The 24,237-nt window shown below is 63.5% G+C and carries 27 protein-coding genes; 16 read left to right on the top strand and 11 right to left on the bottom strand.

From position 1 onward, the window contains the following. Window positions 1–58 precede the first annotated feature (58 nt). Window positions 59–430, top strand: coding sequence for a YciI family protein (locus G3N95_RS00585; protein ID WP_205968016.1), 372 nt, complete (start codon window positions 59–61; stop codon window positions 428–430). Further along, window positions 427–1,695 (top strand): DUF6596 domain-containing protein, encoded by a 1,269-nt coding sequence (locus tag G3N95_RS00580; RefSeq protein ID WP_205968015.1) that lies wholly within the window; start codon window positions 427–429, stop codon window positions 1,693–1,695. The genes G3N95_RS00585 and G3N95_RS00580 overlap by 4 nt, the downstream gene beginning before the upstream one ends. Before the next feature lie 22 nt (window positions 1,696–1,717). Here G3N95_RS00580 and G3N95_RS00575 read toward each other — a convergent pair whose 3' ends face one another. Beyond that, window positions 1,718–2,509 carry a PhzF family phenazine biosynthesis protein gene (locus G3N95_RS00575; protein ID WP_205968014.1) on the bottom strand — a complete coding sequence of 264 codons (792 nt, stop codon included), beginning with the start codon at window positions 2,507–2,509 and terminating at the stop codon, window positions 1,718–1,720. An 85-nt stretch (window positions 2,510–2,594) separates the two neighbouring features. Between G3N95_RS00575 and G3N95_RS00570 the strand changes: the two genes are divergently transcribed. After that, window positions 2,595–3,005 (top strand): RidA family protein, encoded by a 411-nt coding sequence (locus G3N95_RS00570; protein WP_205968013.1) that lies wholly within the window; start codon window positions 2,595–2,597, stop codon window positions 3,003–3,005. A gap of 437 nt (window positions 3,006–3,442) precedes the next feature. Here G3N95_RS00570 and G3N95_RS00565 read toward each other — a convergent pair whose 3' ends face one another. Together G3N95_RS00565 and G3N95_RS00560 are read right to left on the bottom strand one after the other, a co-directional pair. Continuing rightward, window positions 3,443–3,850 (bottom strand): VOC family protein, encoded by a 408-nt coding sequence (locus tag G3N95_RS00565; RefSeq protein WP_205968012.1) that lies wholly within the window; start codon window positions 3,848–3,850, stop codon window positions 3,443–3,445. 180 nt (window positions 3,851–4,030) lie between these two features. Continuing rightward, window positions 4,031–4,642: a TetR/AcrR family transcriptional regulator gene (locus tag G3N95_RS00560; protein ID WP_205968011.1), complete on the bottom strand. Its 612-nt coding sequence runs from the start codon at window positions 4,640–4,642 to the stop codon at window positions 4,031–4,033. Between the two features lie 287 nt (window positions 4,643–4,929). Between G3N95_RS00560 and G3N95_RS00555 the strand changes: the two genes are divergently transcribed. Beyond that, window positions 4,930–5,430: an Ohr family peroxiredoxin gene (locus G3N95_RS00555; protein ID WP_205968010.1), complete on the top strand. Its 501-nt coding sequence runs from the start codon at window positions 4,930–4,932 to the stop codon at window positions 5,428–5,430. Between the two features lie 112 nt (window positions 5,431–5,542). On the opposite strand, the gene G3N95_RS00550 is transcribed toward G3N95_RS00555, so the two are convergent. The 3 genes from G3N95_RS00550 to G3N95_RS00540 form a co-directional block, all read right to left on the bottom strand. After that, on the bottom strand, window positions 5,543–6,376 hold the full coding sequence (locus G3N95_RS00550; RefSeq protein WP_205968009.1) for a shikimate dehydrogenase: 834 nt from the start codon (window positions 6,374–6,376) through the stop codon (window positions 5,543–5,545). A gap of 34 nt (window positions 6,377–6,410) precedes the next feature. Next, on the bottom strand, window positions 6,411–7,796 hold the full coding sequence (locus tag G3N95_RS00545) for an MFS transporter (protein ID WP_205968008.1): 1,386 nt from the start codon (window positions 7,794–7,796) through the stop codon (window positions 6,411–6,413). 204 nt (window positions 7,797–8,000) lie between these two features. Beyond that, complete coding sequence (locus G3N95_RS00540; RefSeq protein ID WP_205968007.1) at window positions 8,001–8,927, bottom strand: LysR family transcriptional regulator; 927 nt, start codon at window positions 8,925–8,927, stop codon at window positions 8,001–8,003. A 117-nt stretch (window positions 8,928–9,044) separates the two neighbouring features. Here G3N95_RS00540 and G3N95_RS00535 point away from each other — a divergent pair, with 117 nt between their 5' ends. From G3N95_RS00535 to G3N95_RS00505, 7 genes are all read left to right on the top strand, one after another. After that, the gene (locus tag G3N95_RS00535; RefSeq protein ID WP_205968006.1) at window positions 9,045–9,995 is read left to right on the top strand and encodes a ketopantoate reductase family protein; all 951 of its coding nucleotides are present in this window, start codon (window positions 9,045–9,047) and stop codon (window positions 9,993–9,995) included. Beyond that, complete coding sequence (locus G3N95_RS00530) at window positions 9,992–10,384, top strand: VOC family protein (protein ID WP_205968005.1); 393 nt, start codon at window positions 9,992–9,994, stop codon at window positions 10,382–10,384. Before G3N95_RS00535 ends, G3N95_RS00530 begins: the two co-directional genes overlap by 4 nt. Before the next feature lie 2 nt (window positions 10,385–10,386). Further along, a complete protein-coding gene (locus G3N95_RS00525; protein WP_205968004.1) occupies window positions 10,387–10,845 on the top strand; it encodes a MaoC family dehydratase in 459 nt (152 codons plus the stop codon). Continuing rightward, the gene (locus tag G3N95_RS00520) at window positions 10,845–12,056 is read left to right on the top strand and encodes a CaiB/BaiF CoA-transferase family protein (RefSeq protein ID WP_205968003.1); all 1,212 of its coding nucleotides are present in this window, start codon (window positions 10,845–10,847) and stop codon (window positions 12,054–12,056) included. Before G3N95_RS00525 ends, G3N95_RS00520 begins: the two co-directional genes overlap by 1 nt. A 7-nt stretch (window positions 12,057–12,063) precedes the next feature. Then, window positions 12,064–12,900 (top strand): shikimate dehydrogenase, encoded by an 837-nt coding sequence (gene aroE, locus G3N95_RS00515; protein ID WP_205968002.1) that lies wholly within the window; start codon window positions 12,064–12,066, stop codon window positions 12,898–12,900. A 19-nt stretch (window positions 12,901–12,919) separates the two neighbouring features. After that, window positions 12,920–13,363: a type II 3-dehydroquinate dehydratase gene (locus G3N95_RS00510; protein WP_205968001.1), complete on the top strand. Its 444-nt coding sequence runs from the start codon at window positions 12,920–12,922 to the stop codon at window positions 13,361–13,363. A 91-nt stretch (window positions 13,364–13,454) separates the two neighbouring features. Next, on the top strand, window positions 13,455–13,775 hold the full coding sequence (locus tag G3N95_RS00505) for a pyrimidine/purine nucleoside phosphorylase (protein WP_012405601.1): 321 nt from the start codon (window positions 13,455–13,457) through the stop codon (window positions 13,773–13,775). A 27-nt stretch (window positions 13,776–13,802) separates the two neighbouring features. Here G3N95_RS00505 and G3N95_RS00500 read toward each other — a convergent pair whose 3' ends face one another. Further along, window positions 13,803–15,329 (bottom strand): sensor domain-containing diguanylate cyclase, encoded by a 1,527-nt coding sequence (locus G3N95_RS00500; protein WP_205968000.1) that lies wholly within the window; start codon window positions 15,327–15,329, stop codon window positions 13,803–13,805. A 246-nt stretch (window positions 15,330–15,575) separates the two neighbouring features. On the opposite strand from G3N95_RS00500, the gene G3N95_RS00495 reads away from it, so the two are divergent. The 4 genes from G3N95_RS00495 to G3N95_RS00480 all read left to right on the top strand — a co-directional run bounded on the left by G3N95_RS00495 (window position 15,576) and on the right by G3N95_RS00480 (window position 20,049). Beyond that, complete coding sequence (locus tag G3N95_RS00495; protein WP_205967999.1) at window positions 15,576–16,466, top strand: LysR family transcriptional regulator; 891 nt, start codon at window positions 15,576–15,578, stop codon at window positions 16,464–16,466. Between the two features lie 284 nt (window positions 16,467–16,750). Beyond that, complete coding sequence (locus tag G3N95_RS00490; protein ID WP_205967998.1) at window positions 16,751–17,935, top strand: CoA transferase; 1,185 nt, start codon at window positions 16,751–16,753, stop codon at window positions 17,933–17,935. Further along, a complete protein-coding gene (locus tag G3N95_RS00485) occupies window positions 17,932–18,696 on the top strand; it encodes an enoyl-CoA hydratase (RefSeq protein ID WP_205967997.1) in 765 nt (254 codons plus the stop codon). The genes G3N95_RS00490 and G3N95_RS00485 overlap by 4 nt, the downstream gene beginning before the upstream one ends. Window positions 18,697–18,729: 33 nt before the next feature. Continuing rightward, window positions 18,730–20,049, top strand: a complete 1,320-nt coding sequence (locus G3N95_RS00480) for an MFS transporter (RefSeq protein ID WP_205967996.1) — start codon at window positions 18,730–18,732, stop codon at window positions 20,047–20,049. Between the two features lie 10 nt (window positions 20,050–20,059). Here the strand turns inward: G3N95_RS00480 and G3N95_RS00475 are convergent, their stop codons facing one another. Genes G3N95_RS00475 through G3N95_RS00465 form a run of 3 tightly spaced genes read right to left on the bottom strand, consistent with a single transcriptional unit; the run spans window position 20,060 to window position 20,762 of the window. Beyond that, window positions 20,060–20,314 (bottom strand): hypothetical protein, encoded by a 255-nt coding sequence (locus G3N95_RS00475; RefSeq protein ID WP_205967995.1) that lies wholly within the window; start codon window positions 20,312–20,314, stop codon window positions 20,060–20,062. Between the two features lie 35 nt (window positions 20,315–20,349). Further along, a complete protein-coding gene (locus G3N95_RS00470) occupies window positions 20,350–20,562 on the bottom strand; it encodes a hypothetical protein (protein WP_205967994.1) in 213 nt (70 codons plus the stop codon). Between the two features lie 35 nt (window positions 20,563–20,597). After that, a complete protein-coding gene (locus G3N95_RS00465; RefSeq protein ID WP_205967993.1) occupies window positions 20,598–20,762 on the bottom strand; it encodes a zinc ribbon domain-containing protein in 165 nt (54 codons plus the stop codon). Between the two features lie 366 nt (window positions 20,763–21,128). Here G3N95_RS00465 and G3N95_RS00460 point away from each other — a divergent pair, with 366 nt between their 5' ends. Continuing rightward, a complete protein-coding gene (locus tag G3N95_RS00460; RefSeq protein WP_241018195.1) occupies window positions 21,129–23,021 on the top strand; it encodes an SMP-30/gluconolactonase/LRE family protein in 1,893 nt (630 codons plus the stop codon). Window positions 23,022–23,037: 16 nt separating this feature from the next. Here G3N95_RS00460 and G3N95_RS00455 read toward each other — a convergent pair whose 3' ends face one another. Further along, a complete protein-coding gene (locus G3N95_RS00455) occupies window positions 23,038–24,186 on the bottom strand; it encodes an acyltransferase family protein (protein WP_205967991.1) in 1,149 nt (382 codons plus the stop codon). Between the last annotated feature and the right edge of the window lie 51 nt (window positions 24,187–24,237).

Raw genomic sequence — 24,237 nt, 5'->3', positions numbered from 1 at the left:
GTCATTGTGATGGCGGCTCGATGCAATTGCCCGCCTCAACCCCATGACGGAGGCTCACATGCAATATCTGTTGATGATCTATTCGGAAGAAACCCGCTGGAACCAGATGACGGACAGCGAGCGGCAGCAAGGCGTCGCGGCGTATCACGCGTATACCGAATCGTTGAGCAAGGCGGGCGCGCTGGTCGGCGCCAACCGGCTGCAGCACTCGAACACGGCCACGACGGTGCGCCTTGTGGATGCCAAACCGCAGGTGCTCGACGGACCGTTCTCCGATTCGAAGGAGCAGCTCGCCGGCTACTACCTGATCGACGTCCCGAATCTGGACGCGGCGATCGCGTGGGCGTCGCGTTGTCCCGGCGCGGCGCACGGCGCAATGGAAGTGCGCCCGGTCTGGACGGCCCCTTACGACGCGCCGTCTGCGACATGACTTCGTCCGGCGACGGCCGCGACGGTGACGCCGCTGCGCGGGCCGTCGCCGAAGCGGTCGCCCGCCGCAGTTACGGCAAGCTGGTCGCGCTGCTGGCGATGCGCACACGCGACATCGCCGCAGCCGAAGACGCGCTCGCCGACGCATTTGCGGCCGCGCTCGCCGACTGGCCGGCGCGCGGCTGCCCCGCGAATCCCGAAGCATGGCTGATGACGGTGGCGCGCCGCCGGGCGATCGACGGCGCGCGCCATCGCCGCGTCGGCGACGAGGTAACGAACCAGCTCGCGATTCTCACCGACGAGATTGACGAGCATGATCCTGGCGCGCTGCCCGACGGACGGCTTGCACTGCTGTTCGCGTGCACGCACCCTGCACTCGATGCCGCCATCCGCACGCCACTCATGCTGCAGGTCGTGCTGGGACTCGAAGCGAAGACGATTGCGTCCGCGTTCCTGATGTCGCCAGCCGCGATGAGCAAGCGCCTTGTTCGGGCCAAGAACAAGATTCGCGAAGCGGGCATTCCGTTCAGTGTGCCCGAGCGCGAGGAGTGGCCCGGCCGGCTCGATGCCGTGCTCGAAGCCGTCTATGCGGCGTATGCGGAAGGCTGGACGGATCCTGTGGGCGGCGATACAGAGCGGCGCGATCTGACGGCGGAAGCGCTGTTTCTCGCGCACCTGCTCGTCGAACTGCTGCCCGACGAACCCGAGGCGCTCGGCCTGCTTGCGTTGATGCTGTTTGCGCAAGCGCGTTGCGATGCGCGGCGCGATGCGGCGGGCGACTATGTGCCGCTGTCGGCTCAGGACCCGGCGACATGGAACACGCCGATGATCGACGCAGCCGATACGTTGCTGCGGCACGCGAACCGTTTCAATGCCATCGGGCGGTTTCAGATCGAGGCCGCGCTGCAGTCGGCGCACGTGGATCGCTGCCGCACCCGTCGTTCGAACTGGGACGACGTCGTGCAACTCTACGATGCGTTGCTCGCGATTGCGGCGTCGCCCGTGGTCGCCGTGAACCGCGCGCTCGCGCTGGCCGAACGCGACGGCCCGCAGGCCGCGCTCGACGCGCTCGCGCCTTATGCGGAAGATCCGCGCCTGGCCGATTACCAGCCGTACTGGGCGGCGCGCGCCAATCTGCTGGCGCGCGCCGGCGCGACGGCGGAAGCGCTCGGTGCGTACGATCTCGCGATCGGCCTCGAACGCGATCCGGCCGTGCGGCGCTTTTTGCAGCGCAAGCGCATGGAGTTGTCGTCTTTCAGTGGATGATTCTGCACCGCAGTGAAACGGATCAGCCCGCGCACCTGACGGCTCGTCCGCCGATTTGCACGGCCCCGTCCCGATAGCGCGCCAGCATCGTGCACGGCTGGCCGAGCGCATCGCCTTGCAGCAGCGTGATGCTCCGCTCCAGTGACAGAGCCAGCGCGCCTGCCGCCACGCCCGTCGCGGCATCTTCGAAACGCGGCTGCAGATGATTGAAATTGCGCCCCGCGTAGACGTTGTCATCGACGCGGCAATACGCGTACATGCCCGACACGCCGTGCTTGCGGCTCCAGTCCGCAATGCCCGCGAGATCGGGGCGCAGCGCGGCCAGCACGGACGGATCAGCCATCTCGACCAGCAGCTTCGCGCTGCCCACCGATGCGAGTCGAGGCACGCCTTTCAGTTCAACCGGTTCGACGCGCAGCAACTGCGCCGTATCGGCGATATCGACGGCCAATGCCGGGCAAGGCTGCGCGCTCACGCCGATGAAAATGGTCTCTGCAACGCGTTCGACCTCCAGCGTCTGCCGATGCATGCTCGTGACACAGCGGATTCGTTCAGCGTCGGGATTGCGCTCGAAGAACACCGCGCTCGCCGCAAGCGTCGCGTGCAGACAAAGCGGGCTGCGGGCATGCGGGTAGTAAAAGTCGAGCTGCATGTCGCCGGCGGCATTCGCTTCGACGAATACTGTCGCGCTTGCGTCCTGCTGCTGCGCGAACGTCAGCCGTTCCGGTTCAGACAGCGCCGACTCTTCGACGACGAGCGCCGCGTTGCCACTCTTGTCGTGACGGCCGAAGCAAAGCAGGCGATGGGTTTTCATTGTCGTTGGTGTCGCTGTCGAATTGCAGGGAGCGTGAATTATCCCTTACTCTAGCGCGACGCTTCCTCAATCAACGGCGCGAACCATGGTCAATGCGATCAATCCTGCTGGCGTGTGGCAACCATTCGGTGCGTTCTCGATGGCCGTCGTGCAAGGCGATGGACAGATCGTGCATCTGAAGGGCCAGGTGTCGCTCGACGTCGATGGATGCGTGACAGGACACGGCGACATGCGTGCGCAGGTCCGAAAAGTCCTTGAAAATATCCGCGACGTGCTCGCGACAATGGGCGGCGAGATGACGGACGTGATGTCCCTCGTCCACTATGCAATCGATATCGACGCGTTCATGACCACAGGCGATATCCGCGCGGAGTTTTTCAGCGTGCCCTACCCAGTCACCACCACCGTGCAGATCGAACGGCTGTATCACCCCGATCTGATGATCGAGATCACCGCAGTCGCGGAGATTCCGCGTTCACGGTTCAGGATGCCTTGAGGCGCGGTTATCGCGACGATGGATGCACGCACGACGCGGCGTTGCCATGTCGAATTCGCGCGCCGCGTGTACGATAGAACGCGTCGACCGATCGATTGCAGGAGGCGCCATGAACGCGGTTTGTCCGCTGCACGGGCCAACGACTGTCGTCCGCACCAACGCATATGGGTTTCCGGTTTATGCGTGCTGCTGCAATGACGTAGCAGATCCAACGCCCCCGGACGCATGCACACGTGCGCCGACGCAACGCGGTGCCGAACGGCAGCCGCTGCCCCAGGAGCACAAGACGAAAAAGGAATGACACACAGGTGTCATTCCTTTCCTCTGCGGCTTGCTGCCACTCGTATCGCCAGACGAAGACGAGCACGACCCCGCGCTATTTCTTCCGGATGCCTAATTGTTTGAGTTGGGTTTCTTCACTACACCAAGCCGAAAATTCAGTTATCGAATGTACCTCGATATTCCGGCGCAGCATCGCAACGCGTGTTCATTTCGAACATCACGCCGCCTGGTGCACGGCAGAAGAAACGCGAGCCACGTCCATTGTTGAAGATGGCCGTTTCCATGTGGACACCGTCCGCCTTGAAACGCTCGTACAACACATGTACGTCTTCGAGGCTCGGTAGTTCAAAGCCGACGTGAAAGTTCTTGGGCCATGCGGGCACTTCGTCTCTGGCGTGATCGATCACCACGTCATAACCGGGGCGTTTCAATATGTACGAATGTTCCCACATGCCCGAGATCGTAAAGCCCAGGTACTGCTCGAAGAATCGCGCGGTCGCGGCCGTATCGGCGGAGGGAAAGCTCAGGTGATTGAGCTTCATGCTTTGAGTCATGTCGGTCATCGTCGGTCTCTCTTACGGTAGCGGTGGCCCAATGCCACGCTTGCCCGAGGACTTCAGAATATAAGTAGAAGCTCACATTCGACAACTCGCATTGCGCTCGCATGCCGATGGATGCAAAACCCGCTTGCGTAGAGCGGTTCGAGTCACAACCACCCATTGCGACGACTCCGTTGCTCACATTCAGCGTGCACCCGTCTTCGACAGATAACCGAAAACAGCCGCGTTGACGCGATATTCGAGGTACTCGATATCCGTTTCCCCTCGTTCGCCGGCGGCATCCACCATGCCTCTGACCATCGCGAAGAGATCGCCCGCCGCGACTTCGGGAGACGCGTGTCGAGGAATCGCGCGTTTGATGATGTCGGTCGCCATGCGCTCCAGCTCCGGCTTGGCCACTTCGCCGCGCACAGCAGGCCGGCCCTCTTCGATATCGAGCAGCCGCGCGAGTCGTGGCCGCTGCAATTGCTGACGCACGGCCGCGCCGATCAGATATTCGAGCGCGGCCTTGCCGCTACGCTGGGTGAGCGCGACGGCCACGTCTTCGTGAAAGCGCTGCGTTTCGCGGCGGATCAGCGCGACCGTCAACGCATCCTTGCCCGGAAAGTATTGATAGAGCGAGCCGATACTGACACCTGCCCGCGCCGCGACCGCGTTCGTGTTGAATCCATCGAACCCTTCGGTCTCGAGAATCTGCGCGGCGGCCTCGATGATCGATGCGACCGTCTCTTCCGCGCGGGACTGCGTGGGTGTTTTACGGGGCCGCAATCGCTTGTGCGGTGTCCGCTCGTTCATTGCTGTTTCCCTTTCGAGTCGCGCGCCCGACAAGCCGGGTGGCGGCAACCATTCTACGGGTCAAGCGCAAATGAAATCGCTTCGCCGCGCATCCTGCATGGGTGAGGCATCGCGCGATTGACGCGAATCGGGCAACACCGTGATTCCCTGTGTGAATCTACCGCTCGCGTTCTGGGTCGCCTAACATCGAGACGGGTTCACTGCTGACGCGGTGCGCCACCGTAACACCGGCTTCGAATCGTCGCGTTGCAGATCGAGACGTTCGTCGCCAAGCCCGAGAGTGTTCCATGAACAACAACAAGCTGGAAGCGCCCCCGCTTTCCCTACTCGACCGGTATCGCGGCCGCGAATTCAAGCCGTTGTACACAACCACCGTCACCGTTTCGGGCGGCGAGACGGGACATGGCCGCGCGTCAGGCGTCGCGCGCTCGAACGACGGCAACCTCGATCTGGAATTGCGTCTGCCCAAAGAACTCGGCGGCTCCGGCGATGGGACCAATCCCGAGCAACTGTTCGCCGCAGGTTTTGCGGGCTGCTTTCACGGCGCATTGAACCTGCTCGGCAAACGCATCGGCATGGAACCCGACGCTATCGCCGTCGACGTGCAAGTTGCGTTCGGCCGCGATCCGATGGACGGCGGCTACGCACTCGTCATCGATGTGCGCGTGCGGATTCCGGGTGTCGAGAGAGCGGTAGTGGAAGAACTCGTGCGCAACACCGAGCGCCTGTGTCCATACGCGAAGATGGCGAGGCAAGGAACCGTGAATATCGTGGCCGTCGTCGATTGACGCGGCCATAAGCGTTGAAGCGGCCGTAAACGCAAGCGGCAAGCAGTACGTCCCGCGCGATCGTTTCGCACGCAGACACACTGCTTGCCGCCATGAAGCGTGAAGAAAAAACTCAGTACGCGATGGTCGAAGCGCTGCGCAATTCTTCGGGCGTCGCAGTGCCGAAGCCGAAGAACTCCAGATACGCGGGGATCATCTCGAACAGCATGTCGGTGCCGACCTGCACTTCACAGCCCTTGTCGAGCGCGGCGCGCAGGAACGGCGTGTACTCCGACTTCATCACGACCTCGCCGACGAAGCATCCCGGCGAAATACGCGCGACGTCGAATGGCAGCGGATCGCCGTCCTTCATGCCCATGGGCGTCGCATTCACGACGACGTCGTAGCCGTCCGGATCGTTCGAGCCCGTGCGCACCGTCAGCGCCGGATAGTTTTCGCGCAGCCGCTGCGCGAGCCCTTCCGCGGAGTCGGCGCGCATATCGAACAGCGCCAGTTCGCCGACTTCGGCGGCCGCCAGCGATGCCGCGATCGCCGAGCCCACACCGCCCGAGCCCGACACCAGCACGCGCGCGCCCTTCAGTTGCCGCCCCTTGCGCAACACGCCGCGCACGAAACCGGCGCCGTCGAACTGATCGCCGAGCAGCGTGCCGTCGGCGCGCCTGAGCACCGCGTTGCAGGCACCCGCGATGCGCACGGCGGGCGTGACTTCATCGACCAGTCCGACCGTCGTCACCTTGTGCGGCATCGTGATGAGCGCCCCACGCAGATTGGTGAAGCGGAAGATCGACTCGAAGCTCTGCTCGTAATCTTCCGGCTTGACGCCCATCGGCACGACGACGGCATCGATACCCTTCTGCTCGAACCACGGGTTGTAGATCATCGGCGACTTGAAGCTCTCGGTCGGAAAACCGATGTGCGCGATGAGGGTGGTTTTTCCAGAAATCATGGTCAGGGGTGCTCTCTCGAACGGCTATGTTGGTTCAGTGGGCGAATCCGTCGGCCCGCAGGCGGTCGTACTCGCTCTTGTCCACCGGCTTTGCGTCCGGTTGGCCCAGATCGTTCATATGGACGCGGTAGGTTTCGCGGGCGCTCAATGCAGCCAGCGAGGCGATCACGGTGACGGCAAATGCGAGGCCGCCGACGGTCAACCAGATGTTCGTCGATCCCGGAGGCGCGACGGCCGTGAACAGGGCCGGCAGCATCGCGGTAATCGCCGTGCCGACGTTCTGTGCAATCGCCATCGCCGAAACGCGGGTGCGCGTCGGGAACAGTTCCGGGTAGAAGCTCGGGAACACCGCGTTGTAGCCCTGGTACACCACGCCCCACATCAGCAGCGACATCACGAACGCCAACGGTACGTTGTGGATGCTGATCGCGTAGAGATAAGCGAACGCGAGCACGCCGGCCAGCAGCGAACCGACGATCATCGGCGGCTTGCGGCCGATCTTGTCCGACAGATTGCCGACATACGGAATCACCACCACCGCGACGATGTTGCCGACCACGGGGATCCACAGGTAGACATCCTTCGCGAAACCGATGCCGTAAGCCGGCTGCACTGCATACGCCGCACCGAAGATCGTCGCGACGACCGGGATCACGTTCATCAGCGACATACACACCACGCGCAGCATGTTCGGCGAGCTGTACTTGAACGCGTCGACCACGGGCGAGCGCGGACGCGACTCGCGTTTGCCTTCTTCCTTGAACGCAGGCGTTTCGTCGACCTTGCGGCGGATGATCCAGCCCGCGATGATCACCACGAAGCTCAGAAGGAACGGAATGCGCCAGCCCCATGTGTTGAACTGATCCGCGGGCATGTAGTGCGCGAGCGGCAGGAACACGGCTGCGGCGAGAATCTGCCCGGCCTGCACGCCTTGCAGCGTGAAGCTCGAATAGAAGCCGCGACGGCCGAACGGCGCATGCTCCAGAATCATCGAACTCGCGCCGGAGATTTCGCCTGCAACCGCGAAGCCTTGCACCAGACGCAGAACCACGAGCAGCACGGGCGCCAGCACGCCGACCTGAGCGTAGGTCGGCAGCAGGCCGACGCCGATCGTCGAAAAGCCCATCATGAACATGCACCACAGCAGCACGTTCTTGCGGCCGTGCGTGTCGCCGAGGTGACCCAGCACGAACGCGCCGATCGGACGCGCCACGTAGCCCACGCCATACGTTGCCAGCGATGCGACGATCGCCGTCGTCGCGTTGCCCTTCGCAAAGAAGATCTGCGGAAAGATCAGTGCCGAAGCGGTCGCGTAGATGAAGAAGTCGTAGTACTCGAGCGCCGAGCCGATCCAGCCGCTGGCGGCGGCCTTCTTCGACTGGTGCTTACCGTGTGGCTCGTGAGCCGGGACTGCGGTCATGGTTGTCTCCTAGCTTTGTAGGCTGGCGACACCCAGATGTCACCAGATGGACCGCAGAGTAGCGCCCCGCGGCCCTTATACACAAGCGAACGATACACCTTTTCGTTCGATCATCGCGCACAACTGCGCGATGATCGAACGCTCTGAGGGTTTCTCCGGGTTCGGAGCGAGGCTTTGCGACAGCCGGCCGGGCGTGTCCGGCGCTTAGCCAGTCTGCCGTGCGGGGATCCCGCTGCTGCCGAAAAGCTGCATCACCACGCCGCGCAGCCAGCGGTTGCCGGCTTCGTGGTGATAGCGGGCGTGCCAGTGCTGCCGCACCGCGAATCCTTCGACGGGAACCGGGCAGGCATGGACAGCGAGGTCGCTGGCCTGCGCAAGCGTCTCGCCGATGTGGCGCGGCAGCGTGGCGATCAGGTCGGTGGTCTGGACGATCGTTCCCAGTCCGAGGAATCCCGGTAATTGCAGCACCACGTCGCGCTCGACACGCTCGCGCGCCAGCGCCTGTTCGAGCAGTTGGGCGCCCGTGCCCGATTCGATCACCACGTGCCCTTCGGAGCGGTACTGCTTCAAGCTGAGCCGCGCGCGAATCTTCGCGTGATGCCGGTTGGTGAGACACACCCAGTCCTGCTGATACAGCTGCTGCTGATAGATGCCGCCGCTCAGCCAGGGCACGTAACCGATCGCGAGATCGGCCTCGCCCGACTCCAGCGCGCGTTCCGTGTTGCCGTCGATGCGCGCCGCGTCCAGCCGGATGCCGGGCGCCTGCGCACGCACATGTGCGAGCAGTCTCGGCAACAGCGTGATGTGGCTCGCATCCGTCATGCAGATGCGAAACCGCCGCTGCGCAGTGGACGGATCGAATTCGATTTCCCACGCGACGAAGCGCCGTAGCGACTCCAGAATCTCGCGGCACGGCCCGATCAGCGCATCGGCCTGCGGCGTCGGCGCCATGCCGCCGGGCGTACGGATGAAGAGCGGATCCTGCAGCGTCTCGCGCAAACGTCCGAGCCAGATGCTGATGGTCGGCTGGCTTTGCCCGAGCTGCTCCGCGACGCGCGTAACGCTACGCATGTCGTACAGCAGGTCGAAAAGCTGCAACAGCTTGAGGTCGGGTAAATCGGGCGGCGTCATTTGCGTGATCGGCTCTATCGCGCGTTATTGCGTGTCGCAATGATGCCATTGCGGCCATTGCATTGTCAGCATAGGCGGCAACTCCTATCGTTTGGTCACACGTCAAGGAGAAGCCAGTTGAAGATTGCGATTCTCGGCGCCGGCGCATTGGGTTGCGCGATCGGCGCCACACTCACGGAAGGCGGCCACGAAACCTGGCTGCTGGACCGTTCGCCCGTCCATGTCGATGCGATGCGGCGCGACGGCCTGCAAGTCGAGGATGAACGCGGTTCCCGCCGCATCGCCGTACGCGCGGCGACGCATGCCGGCGAAGTCGGCGTAGTCGATCTGGTCGTCGTTCTGGTCAAGTCGTTTCAGACCGATGCGGCAATGCGCGGCGCGCTCGCGCTGGTCGGGCCCGAGACCCGCGTGCTGTCCTTGCAGAACGGCCTCGGCCACGAAGACATCCTCGCGGGCATCGTCGGTGCGGAACGCGTGCTGGCGGGCAAGACGTATGTCGGCGGCGTGCTGCGCGGGCCGGGGCATATCCAGTCCGGCGTGACGGGCAAGGCGACCTGCATCGGCGAACTCGACGGCGGGCTCACGCCGCGCGTGCAGGCGATCGCCAGGGCCTTCAACGACGCGGGTCTGCTGACCACGGTCAGCGACAACATCAAAGGAACCATGTGGGACAAGCTCCTCGTGAACGTTGCGACGGGCGCGCTCACGGGCATCACCCGTCTCACCTACGGTCAACTCTATGACGAACCGCTGCTGAAGGCGACCGCCCTCGCCGCCGTATCCGAAGCGATTGCCACAGCGGGAGCCGCCGGCATCCGGCTGTCGATGACGGACCCCGAACAGGCGTGGACACTCGCGGCGGAAGGTCTCTCGCCCGCATTCAAGACCTCGATGCTGCAAAGCCTCGAAAAAGGCTCGATCACGGAGATCGACTTCATCAACGGTTCGGTCGTGCGCTGGGGCGAGCGCCTCGGCGTGCCGACGCCCGTCAACGCGACGCTGGTGTCGTGCATCAAGGGCATCGAACGCGCGATGGCCGACGTGCAGCGCAAGGAGGCAACGGCATGAACGGCTCCAGGGCTTATGTGGAACACGTGGCGATCTGGGTGAAGGACATCCGGTGGCACATCCGCTTCTTCGAAGACGTGCTCGGCATGACGATGCGCGAAGTCGACGGTACGGTCGACGCGCCGCGCCAGTACTGGACGCTGGGCGGCCTGCAGTTCATTCACGCGCCGCAGCACGAAGGCCCGGAAGGGCGTCTCGCGCATCTGGGCGTGATGTGCGAAGACCTCGAAGCCGCCCTGGCTGCGGCCCGACCCTATGGCGTCAGCGACATGCCGCAAGGACGCAACTGGCTGCGCCTGCCCGATGGCCTCGCCGTCGAACTGATCCAGGCGAAGCCCGCAACGTGCGTGGCACAGGCGTTGAACATCGATCCGCGCGCGGAGGCGTGAACATGACGATCATCGAAAAGTACTGGGACGACGCCCGCGAAGGCGACGAATGCGTGAGCCCGCGCTACACCGTGACGAAGGAACGCATCCTCGCCTACGCCGATCTGACGGGCGACCACACGCCCGTGCATGTCGACGAACCCTACGCGAACGCGAGCCACTTCGGCTGCATCGTCGCGCATGGGCTGTTCGGCCTGTCGATTGCCGACGGCCTCAAGACGCAGAGCGACTATCGCTTCCTGCCGGGCATGTCGCTCGGCTGGACGTGGGACTTCCTGCTGCCCATCAAGGTCAACGACGTGCTGCACGTGAAGTTCCGCGTGGGCGCGATGCGGCCCAGCAAGAGCCGTCCCGGCTGGGGCATCGTGGTACTGCCGTCGGAGTTGATCAATCAGGATGGTCAGGTAGTTCAACGTGGCGAACATCGTCTGATGGTGCCGCGCCGGCCGGGAGCGCACTGATGCAAGCCCGTCCACTCGAAGGCATACGCGTCGTCGACTACAGCCACTTCCTCGCCGGTCCCTACGTGGGCCGCTGCCTCGCTGCCCTCGGCGCGGAAGTCATCAAGGTCGAACGTCCCGGCTCCGGCGACGCCGGACGTCAGCATGCAACCGTGCTCGACGACCAGCAAAGCGGCTATTTCCTGCAATTGAACATGGGCAAGCGCGGCGTCAGCGTCGACATGAAGGATCCGCGGGGCAAGGAATTCATGCAGCGTCTCTGCGATTCCGCCGATGTGTTCGTCGAGAACTACCGCCCCGGCGCGCTGGACAAGCTCGGTCTCGGCTATGACACGTTATCGGCGCGTAATCCACGCCTCGTCTATTGCTCGATCTCCGCATATGGACACACGGGCCCCGACGCGCATCGTGCAGGCTTCGGCCTGATCGCGGAAGCGAAGAGCGGAATCATGCAAATGGTCGGCACACCCGGCGAGCCGCCGCCGCTGCTGCGCATTTCGCTCGGCGACATGTACACGGGCATCCACGCGGTCGCGGCGATCAATGCTGCGCTGCTCGGCCGCACGACGAGCGGACGCGGCCAGCACATCGACATGGCGCTGTACGACGCGCTGGTCTCGATGCACGAGTACGCGGTGCAGTGCTACACCTTGCGCGGCGTGCTGCCCGAGCAGACGGGACACGACATGCCGACCTCGACGCTCTATGGCGTGTTTCGCGCCGCTGACGGCGACCTCGTGATCGCGGCGCAGGTGGACGACGCATGGAAGCGCTTCGCCGCGTTGATCGAAACACACGGCGGCCCGGCTGGCTTCGGCGGCGATACGCGCTATCACGACAGCGTGGGCCGCAACGCGCACCGGATTGAGATTCTGTCGGTGGTGCAGCCCTGGGTGGCCGCGCGCCCGGTGGCGCAGGTGCTGGCGCTGCTCGACGGCATCGACGTGCCGTGCGCAAAAGTGCAGCGCATCGACGAAGTGCTCGACGATCCGCAGATCAAGGCACGCGGCATGGTGGTCGAACAGCAGCATCCGCGTTACGGCACGCTGCGCCTGCCGAACCTGCCTTTTCGCTTCTCCCATTGCGACACGACGATCCGCGATGTCGCGCCGGACCTCGGCCAGCACAACGCCGAAGTCGCGCAATCGCTCGGCTTTTCCGCCGCCGAGATCGACGCGATGCAAACGGAAGGCGTTCTCTACTCGAAGTGAGATCCAGATGACTGACCAGTATGCGGTGATCGGCAATCCGATCGGACACACGAAGTCTCCGTTGATTCACGGCCTGTTTGCCGAAGCCACGCGCCAGGACATGTCCTACGTTGCGATAGAAGGCCCGCTCGCCCCTGATGACGGCTTTGCACATGTCGTGCGCCAGTTCGCGGCCGATGGCGGCAAGGGCATGAACGTCACGGCGCCCTTCAAGCTCAAGGCGTTCGCGCTCGCCGACACACGCAGCGAACGCGCGGCGCTGGCGGGCGCCGTCAACGCGCTGAAGTTCGAAGACGGCCGGATTCTCGCCGAGAATTTCGACGGTATCGGTCTGCTGCGCGATATCGAAGTCAACCTCGGCGTGCCGCTCGCCGGCAAGCGGGTGCTGATGCTCGGCGCGGGCGGCGCGGCGCGCGGCGCGCTGCTGCCGTTCCTCGCCGCGAGCCCCGTCGAACTGGTGATCGCGAATCGCGATGTGTCGAAAGCCGAAGCGCTGGCGGCGCAGACCGGCGCGCGCGGCCGTGCACTGCGCGCCTGCGGATATGGCGATCTCGCCACTGCGGGCCCCTTCGACCTCGTGGTCAACGCGACCTCGGCGAGTCTCACGGGCGATCTGCCGCCCGTTCCGCCGAGCGTATTCAGCCCACATGGCACCGCCTATGAGCTTGCTTACGGCAAGCGGCTCACGCCGTTTCTGCGCCTCGCGCGCAATGCGGGCGTGCACGGTATCGCGGATGGCGTGGGCATGCTGGTCGAGCAGGCGGCCGAAGCCTTCGCGTGGTGGCGCGGCGTGCGCCCGGAGACCCGCGCCGCGATCGACCGGCTCACGGTGCCGCTCGACTGAACGCATGGAGACGACACACATGAAGACCATCGTGATGCTCCACGGCATCAATCACAACATGTTCGGCAAGCGCGATCCCCTGCAGTACGGGACGGTCACGCTCGCCGATATCGATGCGATGCTCTGCGCGCTCGGCGCGGAACTGGGTGTGGCGATCGAATCGTTCCAGACCAATAGCGAAGCGGCGATGTGCGAGCGGATACATCGCGCGTTCGAGGAGCAGAGAGACGCGGTGCTCATCAACGCCGGCGCCTGGACGCATTACAGCTATGGCATCCGCGATGCACTCGCGATCCTCACCTGCCCCGTGGTCGAGCTTCATATGTCGAACATTCATGCGCGGGAGGCGTTCCGGCATCGTTCTGTGTTCGCGGATATCGTCAGTGGACAGATTTCCGGCTTTGGGATCGAGAGCTATGCGCTTGGGTTGCGTGCGGCCGTCGCGGCGGTTGCGCGCGGGTGAAGGTGCCGGCATTGGTATGATGGCGGGCTCGCGCCGTCGCATCCGCATGGCGCTGCCGAATCCATTCACAACGACCCAGAGGGACATCGCCATGACGGCCGCAACGCAATTCGACCAGGTTTCCGTGGTCAAGAAAGCCAATGTCTACTTCGACGGCAAGTGCGTCTCGCACACCGTTCTGTTCGCTGACGGCACGCGCAAGACGCTCGGCGTGATCCTGCCCGGCACGCTCAACTTCGGCACCGACGCGCCGGAACTGATGGAAGTGCAGGCCGGCAAGTGCCGCATCCGCCTGGAAGGCAGCGACGAGTGGAAGACCTATGCCGCCGGCGAGTCGTTCTCGGTGCCCGGTAAGAGCCGCTTCGATATCGATGTGGTCGAAACGCTCGACTACGTCTGCAGCTATCTGTAACCGTACTTTCAAGCCGTTGCCGGGCACCTAGGCGTTCGCCACGCGATACGTGCCCCGGCCCGCCTGCTTCGCGCTGTACAACGCCTGATCCGCGCGCCGGATCAGGCCGTCGACGGAATCGTCGTTCGCTGCCAGCGCAATGCCGACGCTCGTGCCGATGCTCACCGCGTCGCCCGTCGACAGGTGATACGGCAGCGCGAGGTCGCGGATCACGCGCTGCGCGAGCGCAACCACGGACGGCAGCGTCGTGTGGTCGGCAATGATCGCGAACTCGTCGCCGCCCAGCCGCGCAACCAGTTCGCCCGGACGCAGCACCCGCGACAGCCGCGCGGCGACCGTCTCCAGCACTTCATCTCCCGCGCAATGGCCGAGCCGGTCGTTGACCTGCTTGAAGCCGTCCAGATCCAGATACATCATCGCGATCGATCCGCCCTGCTGCCGCGCACGCACGCTCAGCATCTGTTCGAGCCGTTCGCGCAATTCGCGGCGATTCGGCAGGTCTGTCAGCGAATCGTGACTCGCTAGATGCAGGATCTTCGCCTCTGTCTGCCGCCGCTGCGTCACGTCCTCGATGATGATGACGGCGCTGCCGTCGGGCACCGGGTTGCGAGTCAATTCGAGCTGGCGGCCGTCTTCGAGTTCGAGATCCATCGGGTCCAGCGGGCCGTTTGCATCGCCGAGCCATGCATTGCACTGCTCCACGAGCCGCTTGTGCAAGGTCTCGCCGAACTGCGCAATGCCTACATGGCCGATGAATTCCGGCAGCGGCACATTCAGCTTCAGCGTCTCGACGGTCGCACCGAACAGCTCGGCCGTGCGGCGGTTCGCGATGATCACGTTGCCCGCGCCGTCGACGGTGCACAGGCCGTGCGGCATGTACGCGAGCGCCGCATCGAAGCGCGCGGCGAGTTCGGCGTGGCGCTGCTCGGCCGTCATCAGCGCAACGAGCCCCTGGTAGTGGCGTCGCACCACCGACACCATCGCCGCGTTGTACGCGATGAGCGGCGGGACGAGAATCCACGCCCCACTTTGCGGCGCAAGCAACGCGCCGATACCGATGGGCACCGTACCGAGAAAGATCTGCGCGATTGCGAGCCGCGGCAACGCCGCGTTGCGAGACGCGATGCCGCCGAGGATGCCCGCCGCGACCATGATCGCGAGCGTTGCCAGCTCCTTGTCCGGCGACAGAAAACAGGCCGCCGTGCCGAGCCCGAGCAGCAGACATGCGACGAGTCCCACGGGCGCATAGCGCGCCGCCCACGGGCCGGGATGGACCTCGCAGACGCGGCTGCGCGCCACGTAAATACGGACGATGCCGAGCCGCGTCGCCAGCACGGCGACATCGGCGATCAACCAGAGCGCCGTCCACGTCTGATGCAGCCGGAAGCACGCGACGATCGCCACGAACACGCTCGAAATGCCCGACAGGAACAGCGGCCACGCATTGTCGAACAGCGCGGACAGCAGCGCGGCGCGCACCGACGGGCTGACGACGGCCTTTTCGGGCGTGGGTGTCGCGAGCAGCGAAGCGAAAATGGAGGCTTTCTCAGACATGACTCGGCCGTGATCGGGATGCTGTATTCCGGCTCATCGCAGGGCAACCTTTGTTCTTTGGATTAACGGCCTGAAAATGGTGAGGTTGAGTCAGGTAAACACGAATTGCGCATGCACGACCGCCGGACGGCGCGCCAAGCCACGCATAATGCCGCAATTTTGTCCGTTCGTGCTGACAAGAGGATGGTTGCACGCGCAAAATTTGCCGCGCGCAAGCGCCACGGAACTCTGGAGACTGAAACCACTGTGAGACTCGATACGACCACTGTCCGGCTGGTGCTCGCCATCGTCGACGAAGGCAGCATCTCCCGCGCCGCCGACAAGCTCGGGCTCGCCGTGGCGGCCGCCTCGCGCCGTGTTTCCGATCTTGAGGAACAACTCGGCGCGAAGCTGTTCCGGCGCGTGCCGCACGGTGTCGAAGTCACCGAATCCGGCGACAAGCTGCTGCGCTACATCCGCCAGATCGACACGCTGGTCGACCGGCTGACGGGCGACGCGCAGGCGCTGGTTCAGGGCCTCGAAGGGCGCATCATCATCGGCGCACCGAAGGCCGTCATCATCGAATTTCTCGCGCGGGACATCGCAGGCATCCAGCAGCAGTATCCCGGCATTGCGCTGAAGGTCATCGAGGAAAACAGCAAGATCATCCAGCAGATGCTGCGCGACAAGGTGATCGATATCGGCATCTACGAGAAAAAGAGCGGCTTTCTGGACCTGCCGCAGCTACCGTACCGGCAAGACCGCCTCGTGCTGGTCTACAGTCCGTCGCATTTCCGCTTTCCCAACTCGCCCGTCGTACTCGACGATTTGCTCGACATCCCCCTCGTCAGTCTCGGCAAAGGCTCGGCGATTCTTTCCGCGGTACAGCGCGCGTATCGCAGCCGCGGCCGGCAGTTCACCAACGACTTCTCCGTCAACGGCTTCGACACGATGCTCGCTTTCGTGCGGCACGGCCTCGGCGTCGGCCTGATGCCGCCCGACGTGCTGAAAAGCTTTCGCCCCGACATCACACTCGCCAGCGCCGAACTGCAAGGCGACTGGCACGAGCGCAGCTATGTGCTGTCGTGCGTCGAAGGGCATGCGCAGGCGCAGACGCTGCAGAATGTCGTGGCCGCGCTGACAGAAGCGCCGCATTGACCCTGCCCCTTTCGCGATTCGCGAATCCAGCCATGACCGTTACGTCCTTGCCGCCGTCTCGCAGGTAAGTGAGAGTTGTGCCTACAACAAACACATGGAGACGGCATGACACCAACCCTTCTCTCGACGCACGGCTAGTTCGGTTTCATTGACGCCAAGCCGTGTCCGCGCAGCGTTCGAGCGCTGCGCCCGCCCTCTCGCATCGCCATCGACATAAACCGGCCCGCACCGACGGCATTCACGCCGCGGCCGACGCACGCCCTTACCTTTCAGGAGACGCATCCATGTCGCAAGCCGACGAAACCAGTCAATCGCGGCCCTTGCCGCTGCAGGGCATCCGCGTACTCGATGTCAGCCAGGTGATGGCCGGGCCGTTCGCCTGCATGCTGCTCGCCGATCTCGGCGCCGACGTGATCAAGGTCGAGCCGCTCGAAGGCGACCAGACGCGCGGCGCGATGGGCTTCAAGATGAAGGGGCCGGACAGCATGGGCTTCCTGAACATGAATCGCAACAAGCGTTCCGTTGCGCTCGACCTCAAGACCGACGAAGGCCGCGAGTTCTTCTACAAGCTCGCGAAAACGGCCGACGTGATCGTCGAGAACTACCGGCCGGGCGTCGTGCAGCGGCTGCGCATCGACTACGACACGATCCGCGACATCAATCCGAAGATTGTCTACGCGAGCATCTCCGGCTTCGGCCAGAGCGGACCGTGGGCGTCGCGACCCGGCTTCGACCTGATGGCACAAGCGATGTCCGGCGTGATGAGCGTGACCGGCTACAAGGGCGGCAAGCCCGTGAAAGCGGGCGTGCCGGTCGCCGATATCGGCTGTGCGCTGTTTGCCGTCTACGGGCTGCTGTCCGCGTACATCGGCGCGCAGAAGACGGGCCAGGGGCAGCACATCGACGCGTCGCTGTTCGATTCGGCGATGGCGTTCTCGATCTGGGACATGTCCGACTACTGGGGCACGGGCGTGCCGCCGACGCCGCTCGGCACGAGCAACAAGATGAGCGCGCCCTATCAGGCGGTCAAGGCGCGCGACGGCTACTTCGTGATGGGCGCGACCAACCAGAAGCTGTGGACGAAGCTGTGCGAGTTGATCGAGCGTCCCGAACTGCTGCGGCACCCCGAATACGAAACCGTCTCGCTGCGCCTGAAGAACCGCGAGGCGCTGATCGAAACGCTGGAGCAGTCGTTCGCGAAGCGCGACTGCGAGGACTGGATCGACACGATGCTCGCGGTGGGCATTCCGGCCGGGCCGATCCTCTCGTATCCCGAGGCGTTCGGCAGCGAGCATGCGCAGCAGCGCGGCATGTGCATGGAGATCGATCATCCCATCGAAGGCAAGGTGAAGAACATCGGCTTTCCCGTCAAGCTGCTGGGCACACCGCAGCAGGTGCGGCGTCACCCGCCGCTGCTCGGCGAGCACAACGACGAACTTCTCGCCGAGATCAACGGGACGAAGCCATGAACGAGCACGTCACATTGAACATGGTCGACACGGGCACGGCCGAGATTCTGATCGACCGTCCCGAGCGTCACAACGCGATGACGATACCGATGTACGAAGCGCTGCTCGAACTGATCGATCAGTGCCGGCGCGATGCGAACGTGCGCTGCATTCTGCTTCGCGGTGCTGGCGGCAAGTCGTTCGTGTCGGGCACCGACATCGGTTACTTCAGCGACTTCCGCGACGGACGCCAGGGCGTCGCGTATGAAGCGCTCGTCGAACGCGTGATCGATGCCGTCGAGCGCATCGCCGTGCCGACTGTCGCGGTAATCGACGGCTGGGCGGTGGGCGGCGGTCTCGCGCTCGCCACCGCATGCGACTTCCGCATCTGCAGCGATGCGTCGAAATTCGGCGCGCCGATCGCGAAAACGCTGTCGAACACGCTGTCGTCGCGCAATCTGGCGCGGCTTCATGCGGCATTCGGCGTGCCACGCGTGAAGAAGATGCTGCTGCTCGCCGACTTCCTATCCGCCGACGAAGCGCTCGCATGCGGCTACGTCTACGAGATCTGCGCAAAAGACGCACTAGACGGCGCCGCGCGCACGCTCGCGCAACGGCTCGGCGCGCTGTCGCAGGTCACGCAGCATGCGGTGAAGGAAAGCCTGCGCCGGCTCGTCGTCGAACAGCGTCTCGACGACGAGGACCTGATCGAGTCCGTCTACGGCAGCAGCGCATTCCACGAAGGCGTGGCCGCATTCACGACCGGCTCGGCCAGGCGCTGAAGACGGGCACGGCCGATAACACAAGGAGGAGACATGAAACGATTGCAGCCCAAGGCCACGACGATGGTGCTCGCGACGCTGTGCCTGATGTACTTCATCACGTACGTCGACCGCGTCAACATCAGCACGGCGGCCGGTCAGTTCAAGACCGAACTGGGACTCACGAATACGCAGCTAGGGCTGATCTTTTCCGCATTCGCGTATCCGTATGTCATCTTTCAGTTCATCGGCGGCTGGGTCAGCGACCGCTTCGGCGCGCGGCGCACGCTGATCGCCTGCGCGACCGTCTGGGCCGTCGCGACGGCGCTTACCGGGTTCGCAGGCGGCTTCGTCTCGCTGATCGCCGCGCGGCTGCTGCTCGGGCTCGGCGAAGGCGCGACTTTCCCCGCGTCGACGAGCGCGATGGCCGCGTGGGTGACGAAAGACAAGCGCGGCATGGCGCAGGGCATCACGCATTCGTGCGCGCGGCTCGGCAATGCGATTGCACCGATGCTCGTGCTCGCGCTGATGACGGCCTTCAACTTGCGCTTCTCGTTCTATCTGCTCGGCGCGCTCAGCGCGGGTTGGCTGGTGCTGTGGTACTTCACGTACACGGAACGGCCCGCCGATCATCCACGCATCACACGCGACGAACTCGCCGCATTGCCGCCGCCGAAAGTGCGTCCCGCCGATGCACCGGGCACCTGGATGCGTCTCTACAAACGCATGGCACCCGTATCCGCCGTGTACTTCTGCTACAACTGGATTCTCTGGCTGATGCTCGACTGGATGCCGCTGTACTTCATGCACAGCTTTCATCTCAACATCAAGAAGGCGGTGGTGTTCACGTCGGGCGTGTTCATCGCGGGCGTGGTGGGCGATCTGGCGGGCGGTCTCGTGAGCGACCGGCTGTTGCGCAAATCGGGCAACGTCAGGCTCGCGCGCAGCTATCTCGTTGCATGCTGCATGGCGCTCACTGGCCTCTCGCTGATCCCTGTCGTGCTGCTGCACGATCCGATGTACTCGCTGATCTTTCTTGCGGCCGCAATGTTCTTCAACGAAATGAACATCGGTCCGATGTGGGCGATTCCGATGGATATCGCCTACGATCGCTCGGGCACCGCGAGCGGCATCATGAGCGGCAACGGCTTCATCGCGGCGATCGTGAGCCCCGTCGTGGCCGGTTATGTAGTCGACCGGCTCGGCAACTGGAACGTGACCTTCATGCTGTCGATCGGCGTGATGGTCTGCGGAATTGCATTGAGCTTCGTGATGAAGCCCGAGCGGCCCTTCGACGACAGCCGGCGTGCCAACGATGCGCGCCCTGGACGCGACACGCTCAATGCGTCGCTGCCGCTCGCCGACAAACGCTAAAGGTCAAACGCTACGCGCTGCTGTCGCGGGCGGGCAATGCAAAGCCCGATGCCCGCTCGCGATCCTGCAGGTTCACGGCGGCAATCACCGTGCTGCGCGGAATGAGCAGCTTCAAACCGCCGCACTCGGCTTCGCACATGTTTTCGCTGGCGTCGAACGTGTCGCAGGTCAGCTGGCTCCAGTCGTCTCGCTTCGAATGCTCCTTGAACACATCGGAGGAAACGTCGCGCCAGTAGGCGCCATGCAGTATCACAAGCCATGCCATCGGAACCTCGTGTCACATAGATCCGGCGACGTGCGTCATGCCGTGGACGACCAGATGCCCGGCGGGTCGCCGTCCTGCGCATTTCTAAGCATCCAGTTACCGCACACCGTGCATCGATATTCGTCATAGCGTTTGACGGGATGCGCCGGTTGTCCCGTCATTCGCGAACCCGTTGCGCTCAAATCGCCATGCGGCGGCGTTGCCGACGGCATGCCCGTCAACGCCTTGCACGCTTCACAGGGTTTCATCGATATGTCCCGCTAAACGACGCGCCGCCGCGTGCTCAACTCTTGCGGGTAGTCTTCGCGACGAACGGCGCCGGTGCGTGCTGCACCTTCTCGCTGCCGCACTTGGGGCATTTCAGCTGCACCGTTGCATGTTCTGCGACGTGCTCCGCGTGTTCGAACTTTTCACCACAGCTTTCGCAACGATACTGATAGGTCGGCATGCTGAGCCTCCAGTGCGGAAGAATTGGATGCGAACGCGATGCCCGCATCGCCGCGAACGCGCATGCGGCAGTAACTCATTCTAGTGCGGCATGCATCGATTGAAGGCCTTTTTCGCGGTGTCGATCGCGTGACAACCATGCGCCTGGCATCGGCGTTTATCCGATGCACATCACGATGTCGCCGAACCGCTGCGTCAAACAGCATTTTCTGCACTCACGTTCGGAAATCGACGCCCGTTCGAATAAATGGGCACTTAAAATTCCTGCGTCTCGAATCCGCCCGATCTCTCTCGACGTCAGGAGAACTTCCGCATGCTCAATATACGAATACGACTGCGCGCGCGGCTCTTCGGCGCAATCGTCGCGATGATCTCATCCGTCTTTGCGCCCGTCAGTCGTGCGCAGTACACCACCGACTGGATCGCAAACACATACGGCACGCTGGCTGCTCACGTCGGCAATGCCGCGCGTTCGATGTGGGTCGCGCCTGAAGGCGTCGTCTACACGGCGTCGATGTGGGACGAGAACGAAGGCGGCGTCGCGATCTACCAGAACGGTCGAAGCCTAGGTTCGATCGGCATCCATAGCGAATTCCAGGGCGGCGCCATCACGGGCAATGCAACGTCGATCTTCGCGGCGATGCAGGCGGGCACGCAATACGGCACGGGCGGCGTGGGCCGCTACGACCGCGCAACGGGTACACGCGATCTCGTCATCAACGTCAGCACATGGACTGCCATGAGCCGCGCCGATGCGATCTCGGGCCTCGCGACGGCAGGCTCGCTGCTCTATGCAAGTGACTTCTTCGGCAATCGCGTGCGCGTGTTCACCACCGGCGGCGCGTGGCAGCAGGACATCAGCGTTGCAGGCCCGGGCGCACTCGCGCTGGATTCCGGGGGCAACGTGTGGGTGGCACGCAAGAGCGCGGCCGCGATCGTCGAATATGGTCCCACGGGCGCACTGCTGAACTCGATTCAGATGCCCGCGACTTCTCGCCCTTCCGCGTTGTTTTTCGACGCGTCACGCGGACTGCTGATGGTCGGCGACGAAGGGCCCGATTTGAACATCAAGCTCTACAGCGTAACAAGCGGCATGGCGGGCGCGCCGCAACTCGTCGGCACGTTCGGCGTTCAGGGCGGTTATCTCGACACGACGACGGGCACCAAAGGCCAGGTGGGCGACAAGCGCTTCACGCGCATCGAAGGTATCGGCAAGGACGCGGGAGGCAATCTGTATGTGCTCGATAATCCGTGGGGCGGCGGCTGGGATCTCGGCCGCAACGGCGGCACCGATCTCCACGCCTATGACGGCGCGGGCAATCTGCTATGGAAGTTGCAGTCGCTCAATTTTGAAGCGGTCGCGGCACCCGACCCGGTCACGGATGGCACGTTGTTCTATAGCGGCACGAACATCTATTCGGGCACGGCGGGCGGCACCTTCGTCGCGAATACGGTCGATCCTTTCTCATACCCCGACGACCCGCGCCTCAACGTCAACGACACGCAACGCGACGAACACTTCGGGCAACTCGTCAGCGTCGGCGGCAACCGGATTCTCGTTGCGTCGGGACAAAATCCGGCGATCTTTTATTTGTTTCATTTCGAACCGTCGAAAGGCTACATCGCCGTGCCCGATGCATCGATACCCGGCTCAGCGTTCAATACGACGCGTCCGGTTACGGGCGGATTCAGTATCGACAGCAAGGGCGATGTGTGGGCCGGGCTCGATCGCACGAATCACATCTATCACTATCCGCTGACGGGGTTCGACGGATACGGCAAGCCGATGTGGGGCACGGGCATCGCGCTTCCGATACCCACGAGCATTCGCCCGTTGACCCGCATCGTCTATCTCGCCGAAAGCGACACGATGATTCTCGCGCAAGGCATTGCGGGTAGCTCGGACTGGACGGCGATGAACACGCGGATCGAGGTGTATCACGGCTGGAGCGCGGGCAACATGACGCGGCCCGACCCGGTGATCAATCTCACCAGCGCCAATCCCAAGTCGATGACGGCGGCAGGCAATTATCTGTTCGTCGGCTATGTGCACACGGTGCCTGACATCGACGCCTTCAATCTCACGACGGGCCGTCTCGACACGACCTTCACCAATTCCAATCCGGTCAACGTGGACGTCGGCAACGACGTCGACTCGATGTATGGGCTGAGAGCGTTCGTCAGATCGACGGGCGAATACGTCGTCACGAAAGACAACTACAACGGATCGAGCGTGATCGTATATCGCTGGACGCCGTGATCGTTGCTGAAGCTGTTCAGGCCGCAGGCGCGCCCGGCACATCCGGCGCGTACTTGCGCAGCCGCTGCGAAATGATATGCGAGGGCTTTTCGATCACGCGATAGAACGCATAGCTGATCGCAAACGCCAGCACCACTTCGACGAACCATGCGAAACGCCCGCTTGTGTCGAACGACATCGCTTCGAGCAGCGCGAGTGCCGTCTTGTGGCACAGATAGAGGCTGTACGACCATGCGCCGCACCCAGCCAGCGTCGACCACACGCGGGAGCGGGAAGGCGTCGCCGTTTCCGTCGCGATCCAGATTACCGCGAGGAACTGGAATATGGGCAGCGTGATGTCGGGTGTGATCAACGGCAACATGGCAGGCTTGAGACTGGATTCGGACAGCAGAATCATCACCGCTGCGCCCGCCGCAACCACGAACGCCCTCAGCACGATCAGATGCGTCGCGAGCGCATGCGTGCTCGCATCCAGCGCGTGCCTGAGCGCCAACGTGAGCGGCGAGTATGCGCCGCGAATCTGGAATTGCGTGGCATTGCGCTGCGTCTCCGCGATCAGGCAGCCCGAAATCCAGCCGGCCGCGTACAGCAGCGCGGTGCCCGGAATGCGATAGGTCTCATAGACGCAGCCATGACAGACGGGATGACCGAACAGCCGCACACACGCGACCATCGCAGCCGCCATCAACACACAGCCGACGATCATTTCGCCGATATAACGAAAGCGCGGCCTCAAAAGCGGATAAACCGCGTAATAGACCATTTCGCAATAAAGCGACCACAGCACCGATTCCAGATAATTCTGCCCGGCGGGCAATGGCTGAACGACGCACAGCAGAATAACCAGCGGCAATCCAATCCGGATAAATCTGGATGCGTAATAGTTGATGGGCTTAAGCGCGACATCCTTGTGATATGCAGCGTGAATGCAATAGCCGGAAATCACGAAGAACACGATCACCGCAGCGGGCCCCGCGAATAGCGCAGTCGCGGCGGACCATAGCGCGCTGCCCAGAAAAGCAAGCTGATGCGGCAGGAGTTGTTTGAAAAGAGGCGGCTTGAAGTGATACATCAGCACCCAGAACGCCGCGAGAAAACGAATGGCGTCTATCTTCAAGGACTTGCCCGAATTCGCCGGCACCGACAGGTTCAAAGTGATCGCCATTTTTTCTTCCCTTTTATTACGGCTGCGGCGATCTTATCTCCGCAGCCGGTA

It is taken from the genome of Paraburkholderia sp. Tr-20389 (genome assembly GCF_017104565.1).
GTDB lineage: Bacteria > Pseudomonadota > Gammaproteobacteria > Burkholderiales > Burkholderiaceae > Paraburkholderia.
The sequence above is the reverse complement of the archived record's forward strand: the minus strand, read 5'-3'. Positions and strand labels throughout refer to the sequence as shown.

Coding starts and splice junctions, on each gene's coding strand:
- G3N95_RS00565 (WP_205968012.1), bottom strand. CDS start 3,850: ATGACCGACATGACTCAAAGCATGAAGCTCAATCACCTGAGCTTTCCC.
- G3N95_RS00540 (WP_205968007.1), bottom strand. CDS start 8,927: ATGACGCCGCCCGATTTACCCGACCTCAAGCTGTTGCAGCTTTTCGAC.
- G3N95_RS00560 (WP_205968011.1), bottom strand. CDS start 4,642: ATGAACGAGCGGACACCGCACAAGCGATTGCGGCCCCGTAAAACACCC.
- G3N95_RS00525 (WP_205968004.1), top strand. CDS start 10,387: ATGACGATCATCGAAAAGTACTGGGACGACGCCCGCGAAGGCGACGAA.
- G3N95_RS00545 (WP_205968008.1), bottom strand. CDS start 7,796: ATGACCGCAGTCCCGGCTCACGAGCCACACGGTAAGCACCAGTCGAAG.
- G3N95_RS00490 (WP_205967998.1), top strand. CDS start 16,751: ATGTCGCAAGCCGACGAAACCAGTCAATCGCGGCCCTTGCCGCTGCAG.
- G3N95_RS00580 (WP_205968015.1), top strand. CDS start 427: ATGACTTCGTCCGGCGACGGCCGCGACGGTGACGCCGCTGCGCGGGCC.
- G3N95_RS00475 (WP_205967995.1), bottom strand. CDS start 20,314: ATGGCATGGCTTGTGATACTGCATGGCGCCTACTGGCGCGACGTTTCC.
- G3N95_RS00505 (WP_012405601.1), top strand. CDS start 13,455: ATGACGGCCGCAACGCAATTCGACCAGGTTTCCGTGGTCAAGAAAGCC.
- G3N95_RS00585 (WP_205968016.1), top strand. CDS start 59: ATGCAATATCTGTTGATGATCTATTCGGAAGAAACCCGCTGGAACCAG.
- G3N95_RS00555 (WP_205968010.1), top strand. CDS start 4,930: ATGAACAACAACAAGCTGGAAGCGCCCCCGCTTTCCCTACTCGACCGG.
- G3N95_RS00460 (WP_241018195.1), top strand. CDS start 21,129: ATGATCTCATCCGTCTTTGCGCCCGTCAGTCGTGCGCAGTACACCACC.
- G3N95_RS00500 (WP_205968000.1), bottom strand. CDS start 15,329: ATGTCTGAGAAAGCCTCCATTTTCGCTTCGCTGCTCGCGACACCCACG.
- G3N95_RS00470 (WP_205967994.1), bottom strand. CDS start 20,562: ATGAAACCCTGTGAAGCGTGCAAGGCGTTGACGGGCATGCCGTCGGCA.
- G3N95_RS00455 (WP_205967991.1), bottom strand. CDS start 24,186: ATGGCGATCACTTTGAACCTGTCGGTGCCGGCGAATTCGGGCAAGTCC.
- G3N95_RS00570 (WP_205968013.1), top strand. CDS start 2,595: ATGGTCAATGCGATCAATCCTGCTGGCGTGTGGCAACCATTCGGTGCG.
- G3N95_RS00480 (WP_205967996.1), top strand. CDS start 18,730: ATGAAACGATTGCAGCCCAAGGCCACGACGATGGTGCTCGCGACGCTG.
- aroE (WP_205968002.1), top strand. CDS start 12,064: ATGACTGACCAGTATGCGGTGATCGGCAATCCGATCGGACACACGAAG.
- G3N95_RS00550 (WP_205968009.1), bottom strand. CDS start 6,376: ATGATTTCTGGAAAAACCACCCTCATCGCGCACATCGGTTTTCCGACC.
- G3N95_RS00465 (WP_205967993.1), bottom strand. CDS start 20,762: ATGCCGACCTATCAGTATCGTTGCGAAAGCTGTGGTGAAAAGTTCGAA.
- G3N95_RS00575 (WP_205968014.1), bottom strand. CDS start 2,509: ATGAAAACCCATCGCCTGCTTTGCTTCGGCCGTCACGACAAGAGTGGC.
- G3N95_RS00530 (WP_205968005.1), top strand. CDS start 9,992: ATGAACGGCTCCAGGGCTTATGTGGAACACGTGGCGATCTGGGTGAAG.
- G3N95_RS00485 (WP_205967997.1), top strand. CDS start 17,932: ATGAACGAGCACGTCACATTGAACATGGTCGACACGGGCACGGCCGAG.
- G3N95_RS00510 (WP_205968001.1), top strand. CDS start 12,920: ATGAAGACCATCGTGATGCTCCACGGCATCAATCACAACATGTTCGGC.
- G3N95_RS00520 (WP_205968003.1), top strand. CDS start 10,845: ATGCAAGCCCGTCCACTCGAAGGCATACGCGTCGTCGACTACAGCCAC.